The sequence below is a fragment of the Pseudomonas sp. LBUM1674 genome (assembly GCF_059695635.1).
Window position 1 is genome coordinate 4124004 of sequence record NZ_CP166779.1, and the last position, 21227, is coordinate 4145230.

20 protein-coding genes and 1 pseudogene are annotated in these 21227 nt (G+C 60.9%); 18 read left to right on the top strand and 3 right to left on the bottom strand.

The window, feature by feature from the left end:
- The first annotated feature begins 10 nt into the window (after positions 1 to 10).
- From tagF to ACA067_RS18910, 11 genes are all read left to right on the top strand, one after another.
- Entirely contained in the window at positions 11 to 937 is a 927-nt protein-coding gene (gene tagF, locus ACA067_RS18860; protein WP_497457960.1) for a type VI secretion system-associated protein TagF, read from the top strand.
- The gene (gene tssM, locus ACA067_RS18865; RefSeq protein ID WP_497457961.1) at positions 934 to 3429 is read left to right on the top strand and encodes a type VI secretion system membrane subunit TssM; all 2496 of its coding nucleotides are present in this window, start codon (positions 934 to 936) and stop codon (positions 3427 to 3429) included. The genes tagF and tssM overlap by 4 nt, the downstream gene beginning before the upstream one ends.
- 161 nt (positions 3430 to 3590) lie before the next feature.
- Positions 3591 to 4109, top strand: a complete 519-nt coding sequence (locus ACA067_RS18870) for an Hcp family type VI secretion system effector (RefSeq protein WP_064677225.1) — start codon at positions 3591 to 3593, stop codon at positions 4107 to 4109.
- Between the two features lie 94 nt (positions 4110 to 4203).
- The gene (gene tssA, locus ACA067_RS18875; protein ID WP_497457962.1) at positions 4204 to 5301 is read left to right on the top strand and encodes a type VI secretion system protein TssA; all 1098 of its coding nucleotides are present in this window, start codon (positions 4204 to 4206) and stop codon (positions 5299 to 5301) included.
- A 375-nt stretch (positions 5302 to 5676) separates the two neighbouring features.
- A complete protein-coding gene (locus ACA067_RS18880) occupies positions 5677 to 6267 on the top strand; it encodes an amino acid synthesis family protein (protein ID WP_138967511.1) in 591 nt (196 codons plus the stop codon).
- Positions 6268 to 6312: 45 nt separating this feature from the next.
- Positions 6313 to 7146 carry an alpha/beta fold hydrolase gene (locus ACA067_RS18885; RefSeq protein WP_307333430.1) on the top strand — a complete coding sequence of 278 codons (834 nt, stop codon included), beginning with the start codon at positions 6313 to 6315 and terminating at the stop codon, positions 7144 to 7146.
- Positions 7143 to 8624 carry an aldehyde dehydrogenase gene (locus tag ACA067_RS18890; RefSeq protein WP_497457963.1) on the top strand — a complete coding sequence of 494 codons (1482 nt, stop codon included), beginning with the start codon at positions 7143 to 7145 and terminating at the stop codon, positions 8622 to 8624. Before ACA067_RS18885 ends, ACA067_RS18890 begins: the two co-directional genes overlap by 4 nt.
- Before the next feature lie 12 nt (positions 8625 to 8636).
- Positions 8637 to 9122, top strand: a complete 486-nt coding sequence (locus ACA067_RS18895; RefSeq protein ID WP_497457964.1) for a flavin reductase family protein — start codon at positions 8637 to 8639, stop codon at positions 9120 to 9122.
- A 129-nt stretch (positions 9123 to 9251) separates the two neighbouring features.
- Positions 9252 to 9647 carry a carboxymuconolactone decarboxylase family protein gene (locus ACA067_RS18900; protein ID WP_497457965.1) on the top strand — a complete coding sequence of 132 codons (396 nt, stop codon included), beginning with the start codon at positions 9252 to 9254 and terminating at the stop codon, positions 9645 to 9647.
- Between the two features lie 84 nt (positions 9648 to 9731).
- Positions 9732 to 10484: a GntR family transcriptional regulator gene (locus ACA067_RS18905; protein WP_497457966.1), complete on the top strand. Its 753-nt coding sequence runs from the start codon at positions 9732 to 9734 to the stop codon at positions 10482 to 10484.
- A gap of 2 nt (positions 10485 to 10486) precedes the next feature.
- Entirely contained in the window at positions 10487 to 11050 is a 564-nt protein-coding gene (locus tag ACA067_RS18910; protein ID WP_497457967.1) for an NUDIX hydrolase, read from the top strand.
- Between the two features lie 172 nt (positions 11051 to 11222).
- Here the strand turns inward: ACA067_RS18910 and ACA067_RS18915 are convergent, their stop codons facing one another.
- The gene (locus ACA067_RS18915; protein WP_497457968.1) at positions 11223 to 11519 is read right to left on the bottom strand and encodes a DUF1330 domain-containing protein; all 297 of its coding nucleotides are present in this window, start codon (positions 11517 to 11519) and stop codon (positions 11223 to 11225) included.
- Positions 11520 to 11590: 71 nt separating this feature from the next.
- Here ACA067_RS18915 and ribBA point away from each other — a divergent pair, with 71 nt between their 5' ends.
- From ribBA to srmL, 6 genes are all read left to right on the top strand, one after another.
- Positions 11591 to 12700 carry a bifunctional 3,4-dihydroxy-2-butanone-4-phosphate synthase/GTP cyclohydrolase II gene (gene ribBA, locus ACA067_RS18920; protein WP_497457969.1) on the top strand — a complete coding sequence of 370 codons (1110 nt, stop codon included), beginning with the start codon at positions 11591 to 11593 and terminating at the stop codon, positions 12698 to 12700.
- 393 nt (positions 12701 to 13093) lie between these two features.
- Complete coding sequence (locus tag ACA067_RS18925; protein WP_497457970.1) at positions 13094 to 14119, top strand: ABC transporter substrate-binding protein; 1026 nt, start codon at positions 13094 to 13096, stop codon at positions 14117 to 14119.
- Positions 14116 to 15060 carry an ABC transporter permease gene (locus tag ACA067_RS18930; RefSeq protein WP_497462806.1) on the top strand — a complete coding sequence of 315 codons (945 nt, stop codon included), beginning with the start codon at positions 14116 to 14118 and terminating at the stop codon, positions 15058 to 15060. The genes ACA067_RS18925 and ACA067_RS18930 overlap by 4 nt, the downstream gene beginning before the upstream one ends.
- Positions 15061 to 15066: 6 nt before the next feature.
- A complete protein-coding gene (locus tag ACA067_RS18935; protein WP_497457971.1) occupies positions 15067 to 15876 on the top strand; it encodes an ABC transporter permease in 810 nt (269 codons plus the stop codon).
- Positions 15877 to 15892: 16 nt separating this feature from the next.
- The gene (locus ACA067_RS18940; RefSeq protein WP_497457972.1) at positions 15893 to 17047 is read left to right on the top strand and encodes an ABC transporter ATP-binding protein; all 1155 of its coding nucleotides are present in this window, start codon (positions 15893 to 15895) and stop codon (positions 17045 to 17047) included.
- Positions 17048 to 17388: 341 nt separating this feature from the next.
- Positions 17389 to 18537: a PheS-related mystery ligase SrmL gene (gene srmL / locus ACA067_RS18945; protein ID WP_497457973.1), complete on the top strand. Its 1149-nt coding sequence runs from the start codon at positions 17389 to 17391 to the stop codon at positions 18535 to 18537.
- Between the two features lie 128 nt (positions 18538 to 18665).
- Here srmL and ACA067_RS18950 read toward each other — a convergent pair.
- Positions 18666 to 18812: pseudogene (locus ACA067_RS18950) on the bottom strand (IS110 family transposase); the annotation flags it as partial.
- A gap of 63 nt (positions 18813 to 18875) precedes the next feature.
- On the bottom strand, positions 18876 to 20282 hold the full coding sequence (locus ACA067_RS18955; RefSeq protein WP_497457974.1) for a purine-cytosine permease family protein: 1407 nt from the start codon (positions 20280 to 20282) through the stop codon (positions 18876 to 18878).
- Positions 20283 to 20607: 325 nt separating this feature from the next.
- Here ACA067_RS18955 and ACA067_RS18960 point away from each other — a divergent pair, with 325 nt between their 5' ends.
- The gene (locus ACA067_RS18960; RefSeq protein WP_497457975.1) at positions 20608 to 21093 is read left to right on the top strand and encodes a flavin reductase family protein; all 486 of its coding nucleotides are present in this window, start codon (positions 20608 to 20610) and stop codon (positions 21091 to 21093) included.
- The last annotated feature ends 134 nt before the right edge of the window (positions 21094 to 21227 follow it).

The window sequence follows — 21227 nt, forward strand, 5'->3', positions numbered from 1 at the left end:
GACCCGGCCGATGATCGGCTGTTTCGGCAAAGTCCCCGCGAGCCCGGACTTCGTCAGCCTGCACGGTGCAGCCGACGACGTCTGTGAGTTCGATGCCTGGCTGCAAGGCGCATTGGCCGCCCTGCAGCCTCTTGAGCACTGGCGGGAACTGTTCGACGCCTTGCCGCTGTGCTTCTTCTGCTATCGCGCACGCAGCGGCAACTGGCTGCTGGGCGGGCTGATCAGTTCGAGGGATTCAAGCCAGCGACGCTATCCGTTTTTCATTTTCCAGACGGTAAAAGCCAGCGAAGCCGGGCCCCTGGTCAACCCTTTCACCCTGGGCGAACTGTTCAGCGGGCAGATCAGGCCCTTGCTGCATAGGGCCGCCCAAGGCGAAAGCACTTCGGTGCTGTTCGATCGCATCAAGGCCTTGCGCCCCTTGCAAGGTCAGGACTTCGAGTTGTTCCGGCGCGTGCACGACAAATTCCTGGTGAACTTCAACCTGCGTGACATCGCGACCGCGCTCGAAGGCTCCTACCCGGAGTTCGTCACCAACGCGGTGCTCACCCGTTTGCAGGCTTTGAACAGGCATCTGCACCACGGGACGCCGATCGGGATCGCCCTGCCTTTGCCGGCAGAACGGGGTCTGAAAAACCCGACGGCGGATTTGTGGATCACTTGGTTGACGCGCATGACACCTGGCAGCGCCGTGCCACAGATCAGCCTGCTGGCGGACGACTTCATGCGTCCCCGGCTGATCTGCTTTGCCTCGCGCACCACCAGCGACGCCTATCGCGTGCTGACCGGTACCGGCGAGCGTTCGCAAAGCTATGACGTGCTGGGGTCATTCGATGCGTTTGACGAGCACCACCCTGCCTGTGTTTTTCCCGAAATCGATCGCCCTCTTGATGACGTCATCGACCGTTTTGTCGCTGCCCTGGATTCGAAGTCCGTATGAACAAGATCAAGTACTACTGCTTGCGCTACCAACCCTACCTTCTGGGGGTGATGTTTTTCCTCTCGATCTTCCTGGTGTGGGGCATCGGCCGTGCGTTTGACTTCAGTTCACTGAACAGCCTGCTGACGGGCATCGGCGTGTTCCTGCTGCTCTCCTGCGGCTATGTGCTGCTGCTTTATCGTGGGGTGTCGCGACACCACAACCTGGAAGGGCTGCTGCGCGACGATGCCGACCAGGCGGTACTGAACGCCAGCCCGGCGGACCGCGAGGAAGTCAGCCTGTTGCGCGAGCGCCTGTTGCAGAGCATCGAGCGCCTGCACAGCAACAAGCCCCGGGGCGGCAATCCCAAGGATGCCCTGTATGCCCTGCCCTGGTACCTGGTAATCGGCCAGCCGGCCGCCGGCAAAAGCACGATGCTCTATCAATCGGGCCTCAACTTCCCTTACGCCGAGCGCGAAGGTGCGCGCGTCGCCGGCCTGGGCGGCACACGCAATTGCGATTGGTTTTTCAGTTCCGAGGCCGTCCTGCTGGATACGGCCGGTCGCTACATGAACAACCAAGAGGAAGCCGGCAAATGGCGGGCCTTCCTCCAGCTGCTGCGCCAGCACCGTCAGCGCCGGCCGCTCAATGGCTTGATCGTCACCGTCAGCATCCACGACATCCTGCAAGCCTCGCTCGAGGACCAGGAGCGGATTGCCAAGCGCCTGCGCGAGCGCATCCAGGAAACCCATGCGCTGTTGGAAGTGCGGCTGCCGGTCTACCTGGTGTTCACCAAGTGCGACCTGGTGCCGGGATTTGCCCCCTTCTACCGCCAACTGGATGACGTTGCCCGGGGCGAAGTGATGGGCAAGACCTTCGCCCATAAAGGCTATGAGCAGGCCGACTGGGGCCGGCAATTCGGCGTGGCGATGGACGAGTTGGTCAGCTATTGGCAGCAGGTGGCGAGCCAGCAACTGGTCCTGCAGGACATTCAGATCACCCGCCAGGATTCGGCGGTGTATCGCTTCCCGCTGGAACTGGCAGCGCTCAAACCGCGGCTCCAGCTGTTCGTCGATGCCCTGTTGCGCGCCAACCCGTATCAAAAGGCTGAACTGCTGCGCGGCTTCTATTTCACCAGCGCCCTGGATGCCGACCAGCCGGAACTGGGCGGACACACGCGCCAGGTCACGGAGCGCTTCTCCCTGGACAGTGATCAAGCGCTCCCCAGCGGCACTGCACAAGCGCGCCCGTTGTTCATCAACAGTCTGTTCAGAAAGGTCATCATCCCTGACCAGCACCTGGTAGCGCTGTACACGACCAACCATCGCGAACGTCGGCGCAAGGCGGCCTGGATTGGCGGTACCGGCCTGGTGGCGCTGCTGCTGTGCGCACTGTTGGGCTGGTCCTATGTGAACAACAAAAACACCGTGCAGGCGATTTCGACGGAACTGGCCGAGGCGGCCGCCACTGACGCGTCGGCGACGGGTCAATACACCGCTTGGCAAACCCTGGATCGCATGCGCTTCTGGACCGCCCATTACTATGCGCAGCACCACGATCAAGGTGTGCCGCTGCGCATGCGCCTGGGGCTGTACCAGGGCTACAAAGTCGAGCCCCTGCTGCGCAGCCAGTATTTCGATCGGCTGGAAAGCGTGATGCTCAAGCCGACGGCCGACAACCTGACCCGCTCGCTGTACCTGCTGACTACCCTCAAGGTGTATCAGCGCAACAGCAAGGAACTGTTGCCCGTGACCGGCATCGACAGCGTCGAACCCAAGGCGCTGCCGAGCGACAATCGGGCCCAGTCGATCGCGGCCTTCGGCAAGACGACGCTGGACACCTACGTCATGCTTTCCCGTGCCCAGCGGGAAAAGGCTGACCCCGCCTTCCTCAAAGCCAGGATCCCCGACTACTGGTACCCGGCGATCGCCCGCCAGACTGGCAAGACCATCGGTGCTTCCAATGGTGGTGCAGGCTCGAACCAGGATTACGAGTTTGCCAGCCGGCAGATCAATTTCTACAGCGACCAGATCCACGAGGAAGACGTGCCGCGGATTCTCGACAACGCGTTCCTGACGTCCAGCTCGCGCAACTACATCAACAGCCTGCTGACCCAGTCGCTGCGCTCGATCGAGACCATCACCCTGGAGTCGGACACCTTGTTCGCCTTTGGCCGCGCCGATTTCCAGAGCCTGAAAACCGAAGGCCAGGGCCAGCTCAGTGCCATCGCCGGCAAGCTCTTGAGCACCCCTGACATCGGCAAAATCATCATCGCCGGGCATGCCGATCAACTGGGCGACCCCCAGGGCAATATGCAGGTGTCCAGACAGCGCGCGCAGACCATCAAGACTTACCTGGTGGGCAAAGGTGTGCCCGGCGAGTTGGTCGAGGCCATCGGCGAGGGCAGCACCCGGCCCCTGGTCAAATGCGACATGCAGCAGCCCAGGGCCCGACTCATCCAGTGCCTGGAGCCCAATCGGCGGGTAGAAATCGAAGTGCGGGCGCTCAACTGAGAGCGTCCCGCCATTGGCAGGAACACCGGCGCCCGGGTCGTCTCGACGTAGAGGCCCAGGCCGGTAACACACCTCTCTTGATCGTTTCAAAGAGGTTAAAACGAAGGGTTCGTGACCTGTGCGCAGGTCAGTCCTTAAATGAAGGTAAGGAGAAATTAAAAATGGCATTTGACGCATACATCCAGATCGAAGGCATTCCAGGTGAAGTGCTGGACGACAAGCACAAGGACTGGATCGAAGTGCTGGGCTACGAGTTCAGCGCAACCCAGGCGACCTCCGCGACGGCCAGTTCTTCGGGCGGCGCTTCGTCGGAGCGTGTGGCGTTGAGCGACTTCAGCATCCGCAAGGCCGTGGACAAGGCTTCTGCCAAACTGTTCGAAGCCTGCTGCAAAGGCACGCACATCGCCAAGATCCAACTGAACGTGAACCGCGCCGGCGGTGACAAGGTCACCTACCTGACCATCAACCTGGAAGAAGTCGTGGTCTCTTCGGTCAAGGCCGTTGCCGGTGGCAGTCAAGGCGGTGAAGACAAATCGGTCAGCGATCTGCCGATTGAAGAAATCAGCTTCAACTTCGCCCGCATCAAGACCACCTACACCCAGCAGAGCCGGGCCGATGGCCAGGGCGGCGGCAACGTGACCGGCGGTTGGGATCGCACGGCCAACAAGGTTTTCGCTTAAGTCTGTAGCGATGGCGGGCCGCGCAAGCGGTCCGTGTTCGGCACCGTGCCTGGCAATCAGGCACGGTGTTCTTTTATCTTGACCAGAGTTGCCTATGTCTGAATTTCTCAACGACCTTTCGCTGGCCGAACTGACAGCGCCCATCAATGAGGGAAGCGGCGAAGACTTGAGCTTTTCCACCTTGTTCGATCAGGTGAAGGAAGCACGTCGAGCAGACCCCGATTACCTCACCCAGGGTGACTGGCAGACCGATCTGAAATCCTCGGATTGGGACCTGACCATCACCCTGGCTGCACAAGGCCTGGCGCGACAGAGCAAGGACCTGATGCTGGTCGCCTGGCTCAGCGAGGGCCTGGCGCACCGCTACCACTTCGTCGGTATCACCTTCGGCCTGACCCTGGCCGAGCGCATTCTGGAAGCCTTCTGGGCTGACCTGTTCCCCTCGCTCGAGGATGGCGTCGATGAACGTGCCGCACGGCTGGCGTGGATGAAAGCCTCGCTGGCGGACATCGTCGGTGCACTGCCGATCACCCAGGGACAACAGTACGGCCTGTTGCGCTATGACGAGTCCAGGCATGTGGAAAACCTGGCGCTGCAGAACCCCCAGGCCATGCGGGCCGCCCTCGACGAAGGCAAGATCAACGCCGAGATCTTCCAGCGTTCGGTGGTATTGACCGACTCGGACTATCTGCGTCTCAAGGCCGGCGAAATCGCCGCCAGCCTGCAAGCCTGTCAACAGCTGCAGAGCACCGCTGACCGCCACTTCGGCGCCGAAGCACCCAGTTTCGCCGGGCTCAATGACATCTTGTTCCGCGCCGGGCAACTGGCCGAGAAACTGCTCAAGGATCGGGGTATCGAACTGCACCCGGCCCCTGTCGCACCCCCTCTGGCCGCCTCTGAAAATGCTGCCGACCAACCCGCAGGTCCTGCCATGACCCAGACCCGACACGACCTTGCCGCCACGCCGCTGCGCACCACGCCGCTGACCCGCGACGAGGCCTTCACCCAGCTGGCGGGCATCGCCCAGTTCTTCAAACAGACCGAGCCCCAGAGCCCCGTCCCCTACCTGATCGAACGCGCGATCAAATGGGGCAACATGCCGCTCGAGGGCTGGCTGAACGATGTGATCAAGGACAGTAATGTGGTGGACAGCATCCGTGATGTGCTGGGGACCAAGGAAGCGAAGTCCTGATATACCGCCTTCGACTTGCTCGCGATAGCGGTCCGCCAGCCAACACCTCTGCTGAATGTGCCACCGCCATCGCGGGCAAGCCCGCTCCCACAGTATCCCCCGCCGTACGTCCATTTGGTGTTCGCCTGAGAACCCTGTGGGAGCGAGCTTGCTCGCGATAGCGGTCCGCCAGCCAACACCTCTATTGAATCTGCCGCCGCCTTCGCCAGCAAGCCGGCTCCTACACGGGATCCCTGTAGTTCACCTATCTGGCGTTCGCTGAAAATCCCCCTTTTTTAAACCGTCCGACCAGAAACTCATCCGAGGGACTTGTGCTTCCGGTATTATGGTATACCATCAGACGCACAGACACCCAAACCTCCTACGGAGCAGCTCATGAGTTTCGAAATCCGCAAGATCGTCAGCTACGTCGAAGAAACCTTTATCGAAGGCGGCAAGGCCACCGACAAACCCGTGACCATGGTCGGCCTGGCTGTCGTCATGAAGAACCCTTGGGTGGGCAACGGTTTTGTCGAAGACCTCAAACCACAGATCCGCGAGAACTGCTCCGACCTCGGTGCAATGATGGTTGAACGCCTGGTGGGCATCATCGGCGGCGCCGAGAAGATCGAGGCTTATGGCAAGGCGGCCGTGGTCGGCGCCGACGGTGAAATCGAGCACGCCTCCGCCGTCATCCACACCCTGCGCTTCGGCAACCATTACCGCGAAGCGGTGAAAGCCAAGAGCTACCTGAGCTTCACCAACAAGCGCGGCGGCCCGGGCACCTCGATCCAGATTCCGATGATGCACAAGGACGACGAAGGCCTGCGTTCGCACTACATCACCCTGGAAATGAAGATCGAAGATGCACCGCGCGCCGACGAAATCGTCGTGGTCCTGGGTTGCGCCGACGGCGGCCGCCTGCACCCACGCATCGGCAACCGTTACATCGACCTGGAAGAACTGGCGGCCGAAAAAGCCCAGTAATCCCGGTCAGCCTAACTACAACAAAAAGGCATGCAGGAGCGCTCCATGATTCGGCTCACCGCTGAACGCACCCCGGCTGGCACCAGTTACCTGGCGACCGGCCAAGGCCAGCCCGTGGTCTTGATCCACGGCGTGGGCCTGAACAAAGAAATGTGGGGCGGCCAGGTCGTTGGCCTGGCCACCCAATACCGCGTGATCGCCTACGACATGCTCGGCCATGGCGCCAGCCCGCGTCCGGCAAGCGGCACGCCCCTGCTCGGCTATGCCGACCAGTTGCTGGAGCTGCTCGACCACCTGCAGTTACCCCAGGCGACGGTGATTGGCTTTTCCATGGGCGGGCTGGTAGCGCGGGCGTTTGCCTTGCACTACCCGCAGCGCTTGCAAGGCCTGGTGGTGCTCAACAGCGTGTTCAATCGCAGCGCCGAGCAGCGTGCCGGCGTCATCGCCCGCACCGCCCAGGCGGCCGAGCATGGCCCGGATGCCAACGCCGAAGCCGCGCTGTCGCGCTGGTTCAGCCGCGAATACCAGGCGGCCAACCCGGCGCAGATCGCCGCCTTGCGCCAGACCCTGGCAGACAATGACCCGCAGGGTTACCTGACCACTTATGAGCTGTTCGCGACCCAGGACATGTACCGCGCCGAGGATCTGGCGAGCATCCAGGTGCCCACCCTGGTCGCCACCGGCGAACTCGATCCGGGCTCGACACCGGAAATGGCCCGGCAACTGGCCGAACGAATTCCCGGCGCCACTGTTGCCGTGCTCGCCGAGCAGCGGCATATGATGCCCGTAGAATCGCCGCGCCTGGTCAACCAGCTGTTGCTGGAATTTCTCGACAACGCGCACGCCCGACAAAACCAGATAAAGGGGATCGTTGCATGACACTCGCCTCCTTCCAGATGTGCATCGGCGGTGAATGGGTCGATGCCCTGTCCGGCAAGACCTTTGACAGCCTGAACCCGGCCCTGGCCGAACCCTGGGCGCAACTGCCCGATGCCGACGAAGCCGATGTCGAGCGCGCCGTGCAGGCGGCGCAGACCGCCTTCGACAGCCCGGCCTGGCGCGGCCTGACCGCCACCGCCAGAGGCAAACTGTTGCGACGCCTGGGCGACCTGATCGCCGAAAACAAGGAACATCTGGCGCAGCTGGAAAGCCGCGACAATGGCAAACTGATCCGCGAAACCCGCGGTCAGGTCGGTTACCTGCCGGAGTTCTTCCACTACACCGCGGGCCTGGCGGACAAGCTTGAAGGCGGCACCCTGCCGCTCGACAAGCCGGACCTGTTTGCCTACACCGTGCACGAAGCCATGGGCGTGGTCGCCGCGATCATTCCCTGGAACAGCCCGCTGTACCTGACCGCGATCAAACTGGCCCCGGCCCTGGCCGCGGGCAATACCATCGTGATCAAACCGTCGGAGCACGCCTCGGCGACTATCCTCGAACTGGCGCGCCTGGCACTGGAAGCCGGCATTCCACCGGGCGTGGTCAACGTGGTCACCGGTTACGGCCCAAGCACCGGTGCGGCCCTGACCCGTCATCCGCTGGTACGCAAGATCGCCTTCACCGGCGGCGCGGCCACGGCACGGCACGTGGTGCGCAGCAGCGCCGAGAACTTCGCCAAGCTGTCCCTGGAACTGGGCGGCAAATCGCCGAACATCATCTTCGCCGACGCCGACCTCGACAGCGCGATCAACGGCGCCATCGCCGGGATCTATGCGGCCTCCGGCCAGAGCTGCGTGTCCGGCTCGCGGCTGCTGGTGCAGGACGAGATCTACGATGAGTTCGTCGAGCGCCTGGTCGAACGCGCCAAACGCATCCGCATCGGCAACCCCCAGGAAGACAGCAGCGAAATGGGGCCGATGGCCACCGCGCAGCAACTGGCGGTGGTCGAAGGCCTGGTCGCCGATGCCATCGCCGAAGGTGCGCGCCTGCGCCTGGGCGGCAAGCGTCCTGAGAATCTGGGCGATGGCTGGTTCTACGAGCCGACCCTGTTCGAATGCGATCGCAACTCGATGAAGATCATGCAGGAAGAAGTCTTCGGTCCGGTGGCCTCGGTGATTCGATTCAAGGACGAAGCCGAAGCGCTGGCGATTGCCAACGACTCGCAGTTCGGCCTCGCCGCCGGCATCTGGACCCGCGACCTGGGTCGCGCCCACCGCCTGGCGCGGGACGTGCGCTCGGGAATCATCTGGGTCAACACCTACCGCGCGGTCTCGGCCATGGCGCCGATCGGCGGTTTCAAGAACAGCGGCTATGGACGCGAAAGCGGCATCGATTCGGTGCTGGCCTACACCGAGCTCAAGACGGTGTGGATCAACCTTTCCCAGGCACCCATGCCTGATCCGTTTGTGATGCGCTAGGAGATTTGCGAAATGATCGAACCCGGCATCTACAAAGACGTCATGAGCTCGTTCCCTTCCGGGGTCACGGTAGTCACCACCCTGGACCCGGACGGCGGCATCGTCGGCATTACCGCCAGTGCGTTCAGTGCGCTGTCGATCGATCCGGCACTGGTGCTGTTCTGCCCCAACTACGCCTCTGACACTTACCCGGTCCTGCGCGACAGCAAGCAGTTCGCGATTCACCTGCTGTCCGCCGACCAGACCGCCGAAGCCTATGCCTTTGCCAGTAAAGGCAAGGACAAGGCCAAGGCTATCGAGTGGCACCTCAGCGCCCTGGGCAACCCGCTGCTGGGCAAGGCGACGGCGATCATCGAGTGCGAACTGTGGCGCGAATACGACGGCGGTGATCACGCGATCATCGTCGGCGCGGTGAAGAACCTGATACTGCCCGAGCAGCCGGTGACGCCGATGATCTACCACAAAGGCAAGCTGGGCCCCCTGCCCACCCTGGCCTGAGTGGTTAACGAGACACCCGTGGGAGCGAGCTTGCTCGCGATAGCGGCGGGTCAGCCAACATTGATGTTGAATGTGATGCCGCCATCGCGAGCAAGCTCGCTCCCACAGGGATTGCGCTGGAGGAAGATGATGAGTAATGACAAGTATGAACAGGGCCTGAAAATCCGCACCCAGGTGCTGGGCGAGGCCTACGTGAAACGCTCCATCGAGAACGCCGACGACTTCACCCGACCGCTCCAGGAAATGGTCACCGAGTACTGCTGGGGCCACGTCTGGGGCCGTGAGGGTTTGTCGCTTAAAGAACGCAGCATGATAAACTTGGCGATGATTTCGGCCCTCAACCGGCCGCACGAACTCAAGCTGCATGTACGCGGCGCCTTGCGTAACGGGCTGAGTCGTGAACAAATACGCGAAATTCTGCTTCAGGTCGGTATTTATTGCGGTGTCCCCGCAGCCGTGGACAGTTTCCGGCTCGCCCGTGAAGCCTTCGCCGAAGCCGATGCCGATGCCGAGGCCTTAAGTTAACCCTTGGCTGTTGTGATCGAGCACCGATGATCCCCGGATCGCAGTGCTCTTTTTGCATGGACAGCCACATTCAGAGCGGACCCCATGAAACGCCTGCCACTCGACGACAGCTTCAAGGTCAATCGCAACCCCGTTACCCTGCGCGAAATCGTGCTGGATAAACTGCGAAGCGCCATCATGAACTTCCAGCTTCTGCCGGGAGACCGTCTGGTCGAGCGCGATCTGTGCGATCGCCTGGGCGTCAGCCGCACGTCCGTACGCGAAGCCTTGCGCCACCTGGAATCCGAAGGCCTGGTGGAATTCGCCGACGCCAAGGGCCCGCGGGTTGCGATCATCACCCTGGCCGACGCCGTCGATATCTATGAGCTGCGTTGCGTGCTCGAAGGCCTGATCGTCCAGCTGTTCACCCTGCGCGCCAAGGCCAAGGACATCAAGGCCCTGGAAAAAGCCCTGGAGGAAAACCGCCAGGCCCTCAAGGAAGGCGAACTGCAACAGGTCATCGATTCGGTGCAAGGCTTTTATGACGTGCTGCTCGAAGGTTCCGGCAACCATGTCGCGGCGCTGCAATTGCGCCAGTTGCAGGCGCGCATCAGCTATTTGCGCGCGACCTCGGTGTCTCAGGAAAACCGTCGCGGATCGAGCAATCAGGAGATGGAGCGCATGGTCGAGGCGATCAAGAGCGGCGATCCGCTGGTCGCCCACCAGGCTTGCGTCGACCACGTACGCGCCGCCGCTGCCGTGGCCCTGGAATACCTCAAGCGCAAGCAGGAAGAGACCGGGGCGATCCCCGAGATCACCCTGCCGATCGCGCTGAAAGAACCACGCATAGGTCGCTGATCATGTTCAGCCCGAGCTTTTGTCCAAAGTGCGGCGGCAATGACCTCAAGTCTCAGCTGCCGCCGGGCGATACGCACGAGCGCCTGATGTGCCGCGGTTGCGGCTACATCCATTACATCAATCCGAAAATCATTGCCGGCTGCATCATCGAGCAGGACGGCAAGTATTTGCTGTGCCAGCGCGCCATCCCGCCGCGCCCCGGCACCTGGACCCTGCCGGCGGGCTTCATGGAAGGCGGCGAGACCACCGAGCAGGCGGCGCTGCGCGAAGTCTGGGAAGAGAGCGGCGTGCGCGCGGAAATCCTCTCGCCCTACTCGATCTTCAGCGTGCCGAAGATCAGCGAGGTGTACATCATCTTCCGCGCCATCGCCCTGGAGATTACCGGCCAGTACGGGCCGGAAACCCTCGACTACAAATTCTTCGCGCCCGAGGATGTTCCCTGGGACAGCATTTACTACCCGGCGATCCGGCAGATCCTCGAGCGTTATATCGAGGAGCGGCAGGCCGGGGTGTATGGCATCTACATTGGCAACGACGATACCGGCAAGATTCACTTCATCCGGTAGCGCTTCCCGGAAAGCTCCGGGGTGCAGCACAGCCCCCTGTGGGAGCGAGCTTGCTCCGGGCGGCGTTCCGACGATGGCGTTGCATCAACCAACATATATGCCGACTGACACTCCCTCATCGTCGGAACGCCGCCCGGAGCAAGCTCGCTCCCACAGGGTCAAGTAGCGTTTGTTAGAGCGGCGCTACCCCCTCGACAATGATCACCTCGGCCCGCGCCACGCCCTCGCGGTGCCCTTTTGCCTCCTGGTAAAGATCGGACCGATAGCACGCAACCGCCTGTTCGTACGAGTCGAACTCGATCACCACGCTGCGTTGCGGCGTCGGCCGACCTTCCATCGCTTCGCTGCGCCCGCCACGAGCCAATATCCGACCACCGTATTCGGCAAACGCCGCCGGCGCGCGCTGGGTGTATTGGCTGTATTGGTCGGGATCGGTGACATCTACATGTGCAATCCAGTACGCCTTCATAGTGACCTCTCGGTTATTTTTGTATTATGGTATACCACAAAGTATTTCCATCAAACACTGAGAATCCGCACATGGCCTTCAACAGCATCGAAGAAATCATCGAAGACTATCGCCAAGGCAAGATGGTGCTCCTGGTCGACGACGAAGATCGGGAAAACGAAGGCGACCTGCTGCTGGCCGCCGACTGCTGCACGGCCGAGGCCATCAGCTTCATGGCCCGGGAAGCCCGCGGGCTGATCTGCCTGACCTTGACCGATGACCACTGCCAGCGCCTCGGTCTTGAGCAGATGGTGCCGAGCAACGGCAGCGTGTTCAGCACCGCGTTCACCGTGTCCATCGAGGCCGCCGTCGGCGTCACCACCGGCATCTCCGCCGCCGACCGGACGCGCACCGTCGCCGCCGCTGTCGCCCAAGGCGCGGGTCCCGCCGATATCGTGCAACCCGGCCACATCTTCCCCTTGCGCGCCAAGGAAGGTGGCGTGCTGACCCGTGCCGGACATACCGAAGCCGGCTGCGACCTGGCACGCCTGGCCGGTTTCACCCCGGCCTCGGTGATCGTCGAAGTGATGAACGATGACGGCACCATGGCCCGCCGCCCGGACCTGGAAGTGTTCGCGCGCAAGCACGGGATCAAGATCGGCACCATCGCCGACCTCATCCACTACCGCCTCAGCACCGAACACACCGTGGTGCGCATTGGTGAACGTGAATTGCCCACTGTGCATGGCACCTTTCGTCTGATCACCTTTGAGGATCGCATCGAAGGCGGTGTCCACATGGCAATGGTAATGGGTGAATTGCGCCGGGACGAACCGACGCTGGTGCGCGTGCATGTGATCGACCCGTTGCGCGACCTGGTGGGTGCCGAATACAGCGGCCCGTTGAACTGGACGCTGTGGGCCGCACTCCAGCGCGTGGCCGAGGAAGGTCGCGGCGTGGTGGTGGTGCTGGCCAATCATGAGTCGTCGCAGGCGCTGCTGGAGCGGGTACCTCAGCTCACCCAGTCGCCGCGGCAATTCAGCCGTTCGCAGTCGCGCATCTATTCTGAAGTGGGCACCGGCGCGCAGATTCTGCAGGACCTTGGCGTCGGCAAGCTGCGTCACCTCGGCCCGCCGCTGAAATATGCAGGCTTGACCGGGTATGACCTGGAGGTGGTGGAGAGCATTCCGTTCACCCAGTGATACGCAAGCATCTGGGTATGGCGCAATCCCCTGTGGGAGCGGGCTTGCCCGCGAAGACGGCGGCACATCCAGCATTAATGTGCCAGTAGGATCGCTATCGCGGGCAAGCCCACTCCCACAGGAATCGCGTTGGCCGGCTTGTTTGCGCAAGGCTTCAGAGCTGCAAAAAACGTGTTTTGGCTGATAGCCGGTAAGGCAAAGTGCTTGCACAAAGTTTGGAATACCATAATATGATATTCCATAGACCGGTCGCTTCAGCCAAGTGCCCCCGACAGGGAAAGCACCAATAACAGTCCTTGGCACGGTCGCCTTTAGAGGCCAGATGGACCTACTGCTCCCGATAGGCGGGCATTACCAAGCCCGCTCAAAAACACAACAAATGAGGGCGTGAAAATGGTGTTGAACAAAGGTGCAACCGCTGTACTGTTCGCGGGGTTGCTGGCCACGGTCAGTCACGTGGCAATGGCGGCTCAAAGCGTCAACTTCGTCAGCTGGGGCGGCAGCACCCAGGATGCGCAGAAGCAGGCCTGGGCCGACCCGTTCAGCAAGGCCAGCGGCATCACCGTGGTCCAGGATGGTCCTACCGACTATGGCAAACTCAAGGCCATGGTCGAGAGCGGCAACGTGCAATGGGACGTGGTCGATGTCGAAGCTGACTTCGCATTGCGCGCCGCTGCTGAAGGCCTGCTCGAACCCCTCGATTTCTCTGTCATCCAGCGCGACAAGATCGACCCGCGTTTTGTCACCGATCACGGCGTCGGTTCGTTCTTCTTCTCCTTCGTCCTCGGCTACAACGAGGGCAAGCTCGGTGCCAAAAAACCTCAGGACTGGTCCGCGCTGTTCGACACCAAGACCTACCCCGGCAAACGCGCCCTCTACAAATGGCCAAGCCCCGGCGTGCTGGAACTGGCGCTGCTGGCCGATGGCGTCAGCGCGGACAAGCTCTATCCGCTGGACCTGGATCGCGCCTTCAAGAAACTCGACACCATCAAGAAAGACATCGTCTGGTGGGGCGGCGGTGCCCAGTCGCAACAGCTGCTGGCCTCGGGTGAAGTGAGCATGGGTCAGTTCTGGAACGGCCGCATCCACGCCCTGCAAGAAGACGGCGCCCCGGTCGGCGTGAGCTGGAAGCAGAACCTGGTCATGGCCGACATCCTGGTCATCCCCAAGGGCACCAAGAACAAGGACGCGGCGATGAAGTTCCTGGCCAACGCCAGCAGCGCCAAGGGACAGGCCGACTTCTCCAACCTGACCGCCTATGCGCCGGTCAACGTCGACAGCGTGGCGCGCCTGGATTCGGAGCTGGCGCCCAACCTGCCGACTGCCTACGCCAAGGATCAGATCACTCTTGACTTCGCGTACTGGGCCAAAAACGGTCCGGCCATCGCGACACGGTGGAACGAATGGCTGGTCAAATGAAAATGGCGGCAACCACGTCCCGTCAACCCACGCCGACCGGGAGCGCCATGGGCGCTACCGGCCCGGCGTCCGGCAAGGCGGCTGTGATGAACCAATCCCCATCCCTGGCACAGCGCTGGCGCGGTTCGAGCAACCTGATCCCGGCCCTGCTGTTCCTCGGCCTGTTCTTTCTCGCGCCGCTGATCGGCCTGCTGCTGCGAGGCGTGCTGGAACCGGTGCCGGGGTTGGGCAACTACGAGCAATTGTTCGCCAACTCGGCGTATGCCCGAGTGTTGATCAACACCTTTTCGGTGGCCGGACTGGTGACCTTGTTCAGCCTGCTGCTCGGCTTTCCACTGGCCTGGGCCATCACCCTGGTGCCCAATGGCTGGGGGCGCTGGATCCTCAACATCGTGCTGCTGTCGATGTGGACCAGCCTCCTCGCCCGCACCTATTCCTGGCTGGTGCTGTTGCAGGCGTCCGGGGTCATCAACAAGGCGTTGATGGCGATGGGCATCATCGATCAGCCGCTGGAGATGGTGCATAACCTCACCGGCGTGGTGATCGGCATGAGCTACATCATGATCCCGTTCATCGTGCTGCCGCTGCAGGCGACCATGCAAGCCATCGACCCGATGATCCTGCAGGCCGGTTCGATCTGCGGCGCCAGTCCCTGGACCAACTTCTTCCGGGTGTTCCTGCCACTGTGCCGGCCGGGGCTGTTTTCCGGTGGCCTGATGGTGTTCGTGATGTCCCTCGGTTACTACGTCACCCCGGCACTGCTGGGCGGTGCGCAGAACATGATGCTGCCCGAATTCATCATTCAGCAGGTGCAGTCGTTCCTCAACTGGGGCCTGGCCAGCGCCGGTGCAGCGTTGTTGATCGTGATCACGCTGGTGTTGTTCTACTTCTACCTGAAGCTCCAGCCGGAATCCCCGGTCGGCGCCAGTAACGCGAGGTAAGCCGTCATGCTCCTGACTCCCAATGCCATGAGCCGGCGCATGCGCTTCGGCCTGTACTTCACCACCGGGCTGATCGCGCTGTTCCTGCTGCTGCCGATCGTGTTCATCGTGCTGCTGTCCTTCGGCTCCTCCCAGTGGCTGGTGTTCCCGCCACCGGGCTGGACCCTGAAGTGGTATGGCCAGTTCTTCTCCAACCCCGACTGGATGAACGCGGCCGTGGCCAGCCTCAAGGTCGCGGTACTGACCACGATCTGCGCCGTCGCCCTGGGCCTGCCTACTGCTTTTGCCCTGGTGCGAGGACGCTTCCCGGGCCGGGAAATGCTCTACGGCCTGTTCACCCTGCCGATGATCGTGCCGCTGGTGATCATCGCCGTGGCGGTGTACGCGCTGTTTCTCAAGCTTGGCTACACCGGGACCCTGTTCGCCTTCGTCGTCAGCCATGTGATCGTCGCGCTGCCGTTCACCATCATCTCGATCATCAACTCGCTGAAGCTGTTCGACCAGTCGATCGAGGATGCCGCGGTGATCTGCGGTGCCTCGCGCCTGCAAGCGGTGTTCAAGGTGACCTTCCCGGCGATTCGTCCGGGCATGGTCGCCGGCGCCCTGTTCGCCTTCCTCGTGTCCTGGGATGAAGTGGTGCTGAGCGTGATGATGGCCAGCCCGACCCTGCAAACCCTTCCCGTGAAAATGTGGACCACCCTGCGCCAGGATCTGACGCCTGTGATCGCCGTCGCTTCGACGCTGCTGATCGGCCTCTCGGTATTGGTCATGGTCATCGCCGCCGCCGTTCGCCGGCGCAACCCAATCCGCGCCTGAGCGCCAGGAGTACGACATGAGTGCCGTGATCAAAGATTCCGCCCAGCAGAGTGACAAGCCCCTGGTCAGCCTGCGTAACCTGAACAAGTACTACGGCGACTTTGCCGCCGTGGATGACATCTCGCTGGACATCAAGGACGGTGAATTCCTCACCTTCCTCGGCTCCAGCGGCTCCGGCAAAAGCACCACCCTGTCGATGCTCGCCGGCTTCGAAACCCCGAGCAGCGGCGAGATCCTGGTCAACGGCCAGTCGCTGGTCAACGTGCCCCCGCACAAGCGCGACATCGGCATGGTGTTCCAGCGTTACTCGCTGTTCCCGCACCTGTCGGTACGCGACAACATTGCGTTCCCGTTGGCGATTCGCAAACTGGCCAGCGCCGAACGCGAGCGCCGGGTCGATGCCATGCTCAAGCTGGTGCAGCTGGAACAATTTGCCCATCGCCGCCCTTCGCAACTGTCTGGCGGCCAGCAACAGCGCGTCGCCATCGCCCGGGCGCTGGTCTATGAGCCGCGCATTCTGCTGATGGACGAACCCCTTGGCGCGCTGGACAAAAAACTGCGTGAAGACTTGCAGGATGAACTGCGCCAGCTGCATCGGCGCCTGGGGATCACCATTGTCTACGTGACCCACGACCAGGAAGAAGCCATGCGCCTGTCCCAGCGCATTGCGATTTTCAGCCATGGCAAGATCGTCGGTTTGGGCAGTGGCTTCGACCTGTACCAGAATCCGCCGAATGCGTTTGTGGCTTCGTTCCTGGGTAACTCGAACTTTCTCAAGCTCAAGGCCCAGGGGAATGCGGTGGCTACGTTTGAAGGTCAGTCGTTGTCGATTCGCCTGACCGCCGGGTTGCAAACCGATCAGGATGTGTTGCTGATGGTGCGTCCGGAAAAAGCCGTGGCGTTGAGTGTCGAGCAAGCCGCTCAGGAACCGTTGGCAGCGGGCTGGAATGAAGTCTCGGCCAAGGTTGTGGAGGTGTTGTTCCTGGGTGAGAGCCAGACGTGCAGCGTGGTGACTTCGGGCGGGACTTCGATGACGGTCAAGGCGTTGTCTGCGGCGGGCATGCCGCTGAAGACTGGTGATCCGGTGCGTGTGCGTTGGGCTACTGCGGATGCTTGTGTTTATACCGAATGGGCTGAGAGTGATCTGAACAAGGCTGCCGGGGCTCATTGATTTAGTGTTGGCCCATGTCTGTGGGCCGCTGGTTTTCTGTCACCCTCGGGTCGCCGCAACGTCGGGTTGTGGCGGCCTTTTTTTTGTTTTTTGATTGGTGGCATATCCGTGTTTTCGGTTACTGCTTCCAACGGTTCAGCCCTCGCGGCGAGTCACTTGGAACGACTGTAGGAGCTGTCGAGCGAAGCGAGGCTGCGATCTTTTGATCTTGCGTAAGTAATATCTGTAGTACCTTTCTGAAAATACAGAACTTCTCAACTTTGAGTTGTAGCTATTGGCCAGTTATCGCTACGTTTATTCAATATTTAAACGAAAGCAAACTTCCAATAGAGGATTAGTGAGTGCAAGCATCAAAGAAATATCTGTCAGAGACAGCCGTCCATCAAGCCTTGTCACTGCAAGACCTCACCCAGCAAAGCGCTCCCGATCACGCCATCCGCCTATTGCTGAATGAAATCCTCCTGGGACTTTTTGAACAAGGCTGGCCCCAGGCAAAAATCCTGACAGGACCACGGATTGTTTCCGCTGAGGAAAACTATGGTCTGCTCGGTTATGACCCGAAAGAAATCACCCTCGGCAGTGAACACACCCGTTGGGTCGACGAGCACTGTCTGTTGCGAACGCAAACCACCAGTCAAATTCCGGCGGCGCTGCAGCGTGCGGCTGGTGTACGGCAGCCGGGTGAGATGATTTTGCTGGCTGCGCCTGGCATCACTTTTCGCCGGGATAGCCGGGATCGTTGGCATTGTGCGGAACCGCATCAAATGGACGTCTGGGTGCTCGGTGATCCTGAGCTGTCGACGCATGAACACTTGCTACGTCTGGTCAGCGATATTCTCAAATCAGCCGTGCCGGACAAATCCTGGGTCTATAGCAATAGTCCGCATCACTACACCGAAGGCGGAATTGAAGTGAATGTGTTGAATGACGGCGCACCGGTGGAAGTCCTGGAATGCGGTCGTATTGCGAGGTCTTTGCTGGAGCGACTTGAGATAGATCCGTTACAGCATGGAGGGCTGGCGCTTGGAATGGGACTGGATCGCCTGACCATGCTGCGCAAAGGCATCCCGGATATTCGCTTGCTGCGCGATCAGAACGTACGGGTTCAGGCGCAGATGCATGATTTGACCCCATGGAACGCCGTATCACGCTTGCCTTCGATTGCTCGTGACATTTCATTGGCGGTCACGCCTGGGCTGAGCGAGGAAGTGTTGACCGAAAGAATGTTACAAGCGGCTGGCGACTGTTCTGACTGGATCGAGGAGATGCAAGTCAAGGGACGTTGGGAGTTCTCGGAAGTACCCGAGCAGGCCATCGAACGTCTCGGACTGCTGCCTGGCCAGGAAAATGCACTTCTGCGCGTGGTACTGCGTGATTGTTCGCGATCAATCACAACGGCCGAGGCGAATGCCTTGTATGCAAAAATTCAGTCGGCATTGCATGAAGGGGCGCCCGGGGCCGGTTACAGGATGGAACTCACCAAGGTTTAAAAACCTTCAAAGCAAACGCAAAACCTGTAGGAGCTGCATGCGGACCAGAGAGCCAGGTCGGCCGGTAGGCCGCCTCGCTTTTGCTTTGCTTTTGCGGTGTGCGCCCCCTCACGCCCTGAGCCTCTCCGTCAGCCTGTGGCTACCTCCATCGGCGCCTCTATCAACGTTGATCCGCGCCGCGTTAAAGCCTGCAAGTAAGCCTTTTCGTCATAGACGGTGCTGGTTTTCCAGCACCGATAGACGACTCTGATCCACTTAAAAGCGAGTGCCCTCAGGGCCGCTTGGTATGAGCAGGCTCGCTCCCACAATGGTTCCGGAGCATTTCAGACACGCTTCGATCAGTCGGTATAACCGAGTCTGGCGGCCTTGAGATCTTGAGTCCGCCCACGCGTCGCCAGGCAGTAGTAAAGCGGACAAGTCACCACCAACCCCACCAGCCACGACAAGTCAGCCCCTTCGATCAAATTGGCATAGGGCCCGACATACAACGAGGTATTGGCAAACGGCAACTGCACGATAATCCCGATGAAATACGCCACAATCGCATGCAGATTAAATCGCCCGTAAATCCCGCCATCCGCCTGGAAGATCGAGGCGATGTCATAGCTGCCACGCTTGATCAGGTAGAAATCGATCAGATTGATCGAAGCCCACGGCACCAACACCAGCAGCAGTGCCAGAATCAAGCCGATGAACTGCGAAATGAAGTCCGCCGAAGCACCCAAGGCCACCACGCAGCAGCCCGCCAATACAATACTCGACAACACCACCCGCACCTTGATGCTCGGCGTCCACTGGCTGGCAAAGGTCTGGATCGAAGTGATGATCGACAGCACCGCGCCATACAGATTCAAGGCGTTGTGGCTGATGATGTTGAGCAAGAACAACACCATCAGAATCGGCCCCAACCAGCCGGTGGACTGCTTCACCGCCGCCATCGCCTCGGTGCCTTCCGGAGTCGCCAACACCGCCACAGCACCGAAGGTAAACGACAGAATAGTGCCCAGGGTCGCGCCCAGGTAAGTGGCCCAGAACGGTTTGGCAATGCCGATATCCGCCGGCAGGTAACGCGAGTAGTCCGACACATACGGCGAGAAACTGATCTGCCAGATGATGCCCAGGGACACCGTCGCCAGCCAGCCGGACAGGTTGAAACCGCCGCGACTGAAGAAGTCCGCCGGCAGCTCATGGGCAAAAATGTAGAGGAACCCGGCGAGCAAGGCGCTGCCCATGACCCAGGTACCGATGCGGTTAAGGGTGTGGATGAAGCGGTAGCCGATCACCCCGATCGCCGTGGCGCTCAAGGCGCCGATGAGGATGCTCGCCGGCACCGGGACCGACGGCGCGATGCCGACGATCGACTTGCCGGCCAGGACGATGTTGGAGATGAAAAAACCGATATAGATCAGCGCCGCAAAGAACACGATCAGCAGCGCGCCATAACGGCCGAACTGGCCGCGGCTCTGCACCATCTGCGGAATCCCCATGCGCGGGCCCTGGGCCGACGCCAGGGCGATCACCAGGCCGCCGATCATGTGCCCGAGCGCAATCGCCAGCAGCCCCCAGAACAGATCAAGGTGGAACACCTGGACCACCATGGCGCCGGTGACAATGGGCAGCGGTGCGATGTTGGTGCTGAACCATAGGGTGAACAGATCGCGGGCCTTCCCATGGCGTTCCGCGAGTGGGACGTAATCGACCGTGTGATTCTCGATCAGGGGGTCTTGCCGGGACATCTGGGACATATGCATGAACTCGAGTTTGTCTGATCTTATAGTTGTACGAAGCCAAACCGGGGGAGCTCTGTGGCGACCCCTCAGATGCCGACCATATTATGGTATTCCAAACTTTGCACAAGGCTGATCCGCTCTTTTCTCGAGCACCTGATGCGCAATTTTGACGGGTGACCGTAAGCGCAATCTGGCTTTAAGGCCCGTAATCATTAGCTTTTCGACCCAATACTCACGTTTATCGGTTCGTGGAAAAAGCCCTTGCAAACTATGTATTACGGTATACCATCAGACCTAGAAACACATAAAAACCCGCACCACACCGCCAGAGGACCGTCCCATGATCGATGCCGCCATCTACAAACAAGTGATGGGTTCGTTTCCGTCCGGTGTGACCGTGATCACCACGCTCGATGACGACGGCCAGATCGTCGGCCTGACCGCCAGCGCATTCAGTTCGCTGTCCATGGACCCGGCCCTGGTGCTGTTCTGCCCCAACTACAGTTCCGATTCCTATCCCGTCTTGATCAAGAACAAACGCTTTGCCATTCACGTCCTGTCCGGCGGCCAGCAGAGCGAAGCCTATGCCTTCGCGCGCAAAGGCAAGGACAAGGCGAAGGGCATCGAATGGACCTTGAGCGAGCTGGGCAACCCGATTCTGGCTAACGCCACGGCGGTGATCGAATGCGAACTGTGGCGCGAATATGAAGGTGGCGATCACGCGATCATGGTTGGCGCGGTGAAGAACCTCATCGTGCCCCAGCACAACGCCGGCCCGCTGGTGTACTGCCACGGCAAGATGGGCGCCCTGCCCGTTCTCGCCTGATCTGCGATATCCGCGAAATATGCGCATACCTTATGGGACCGCCGCACCGCCGCTCCCACAGGTTTAGCGCCAGCCGACAACAGAAACATTTTGCCGCCACATCGTATTATGGTATACCAATAACCAACAGGCCC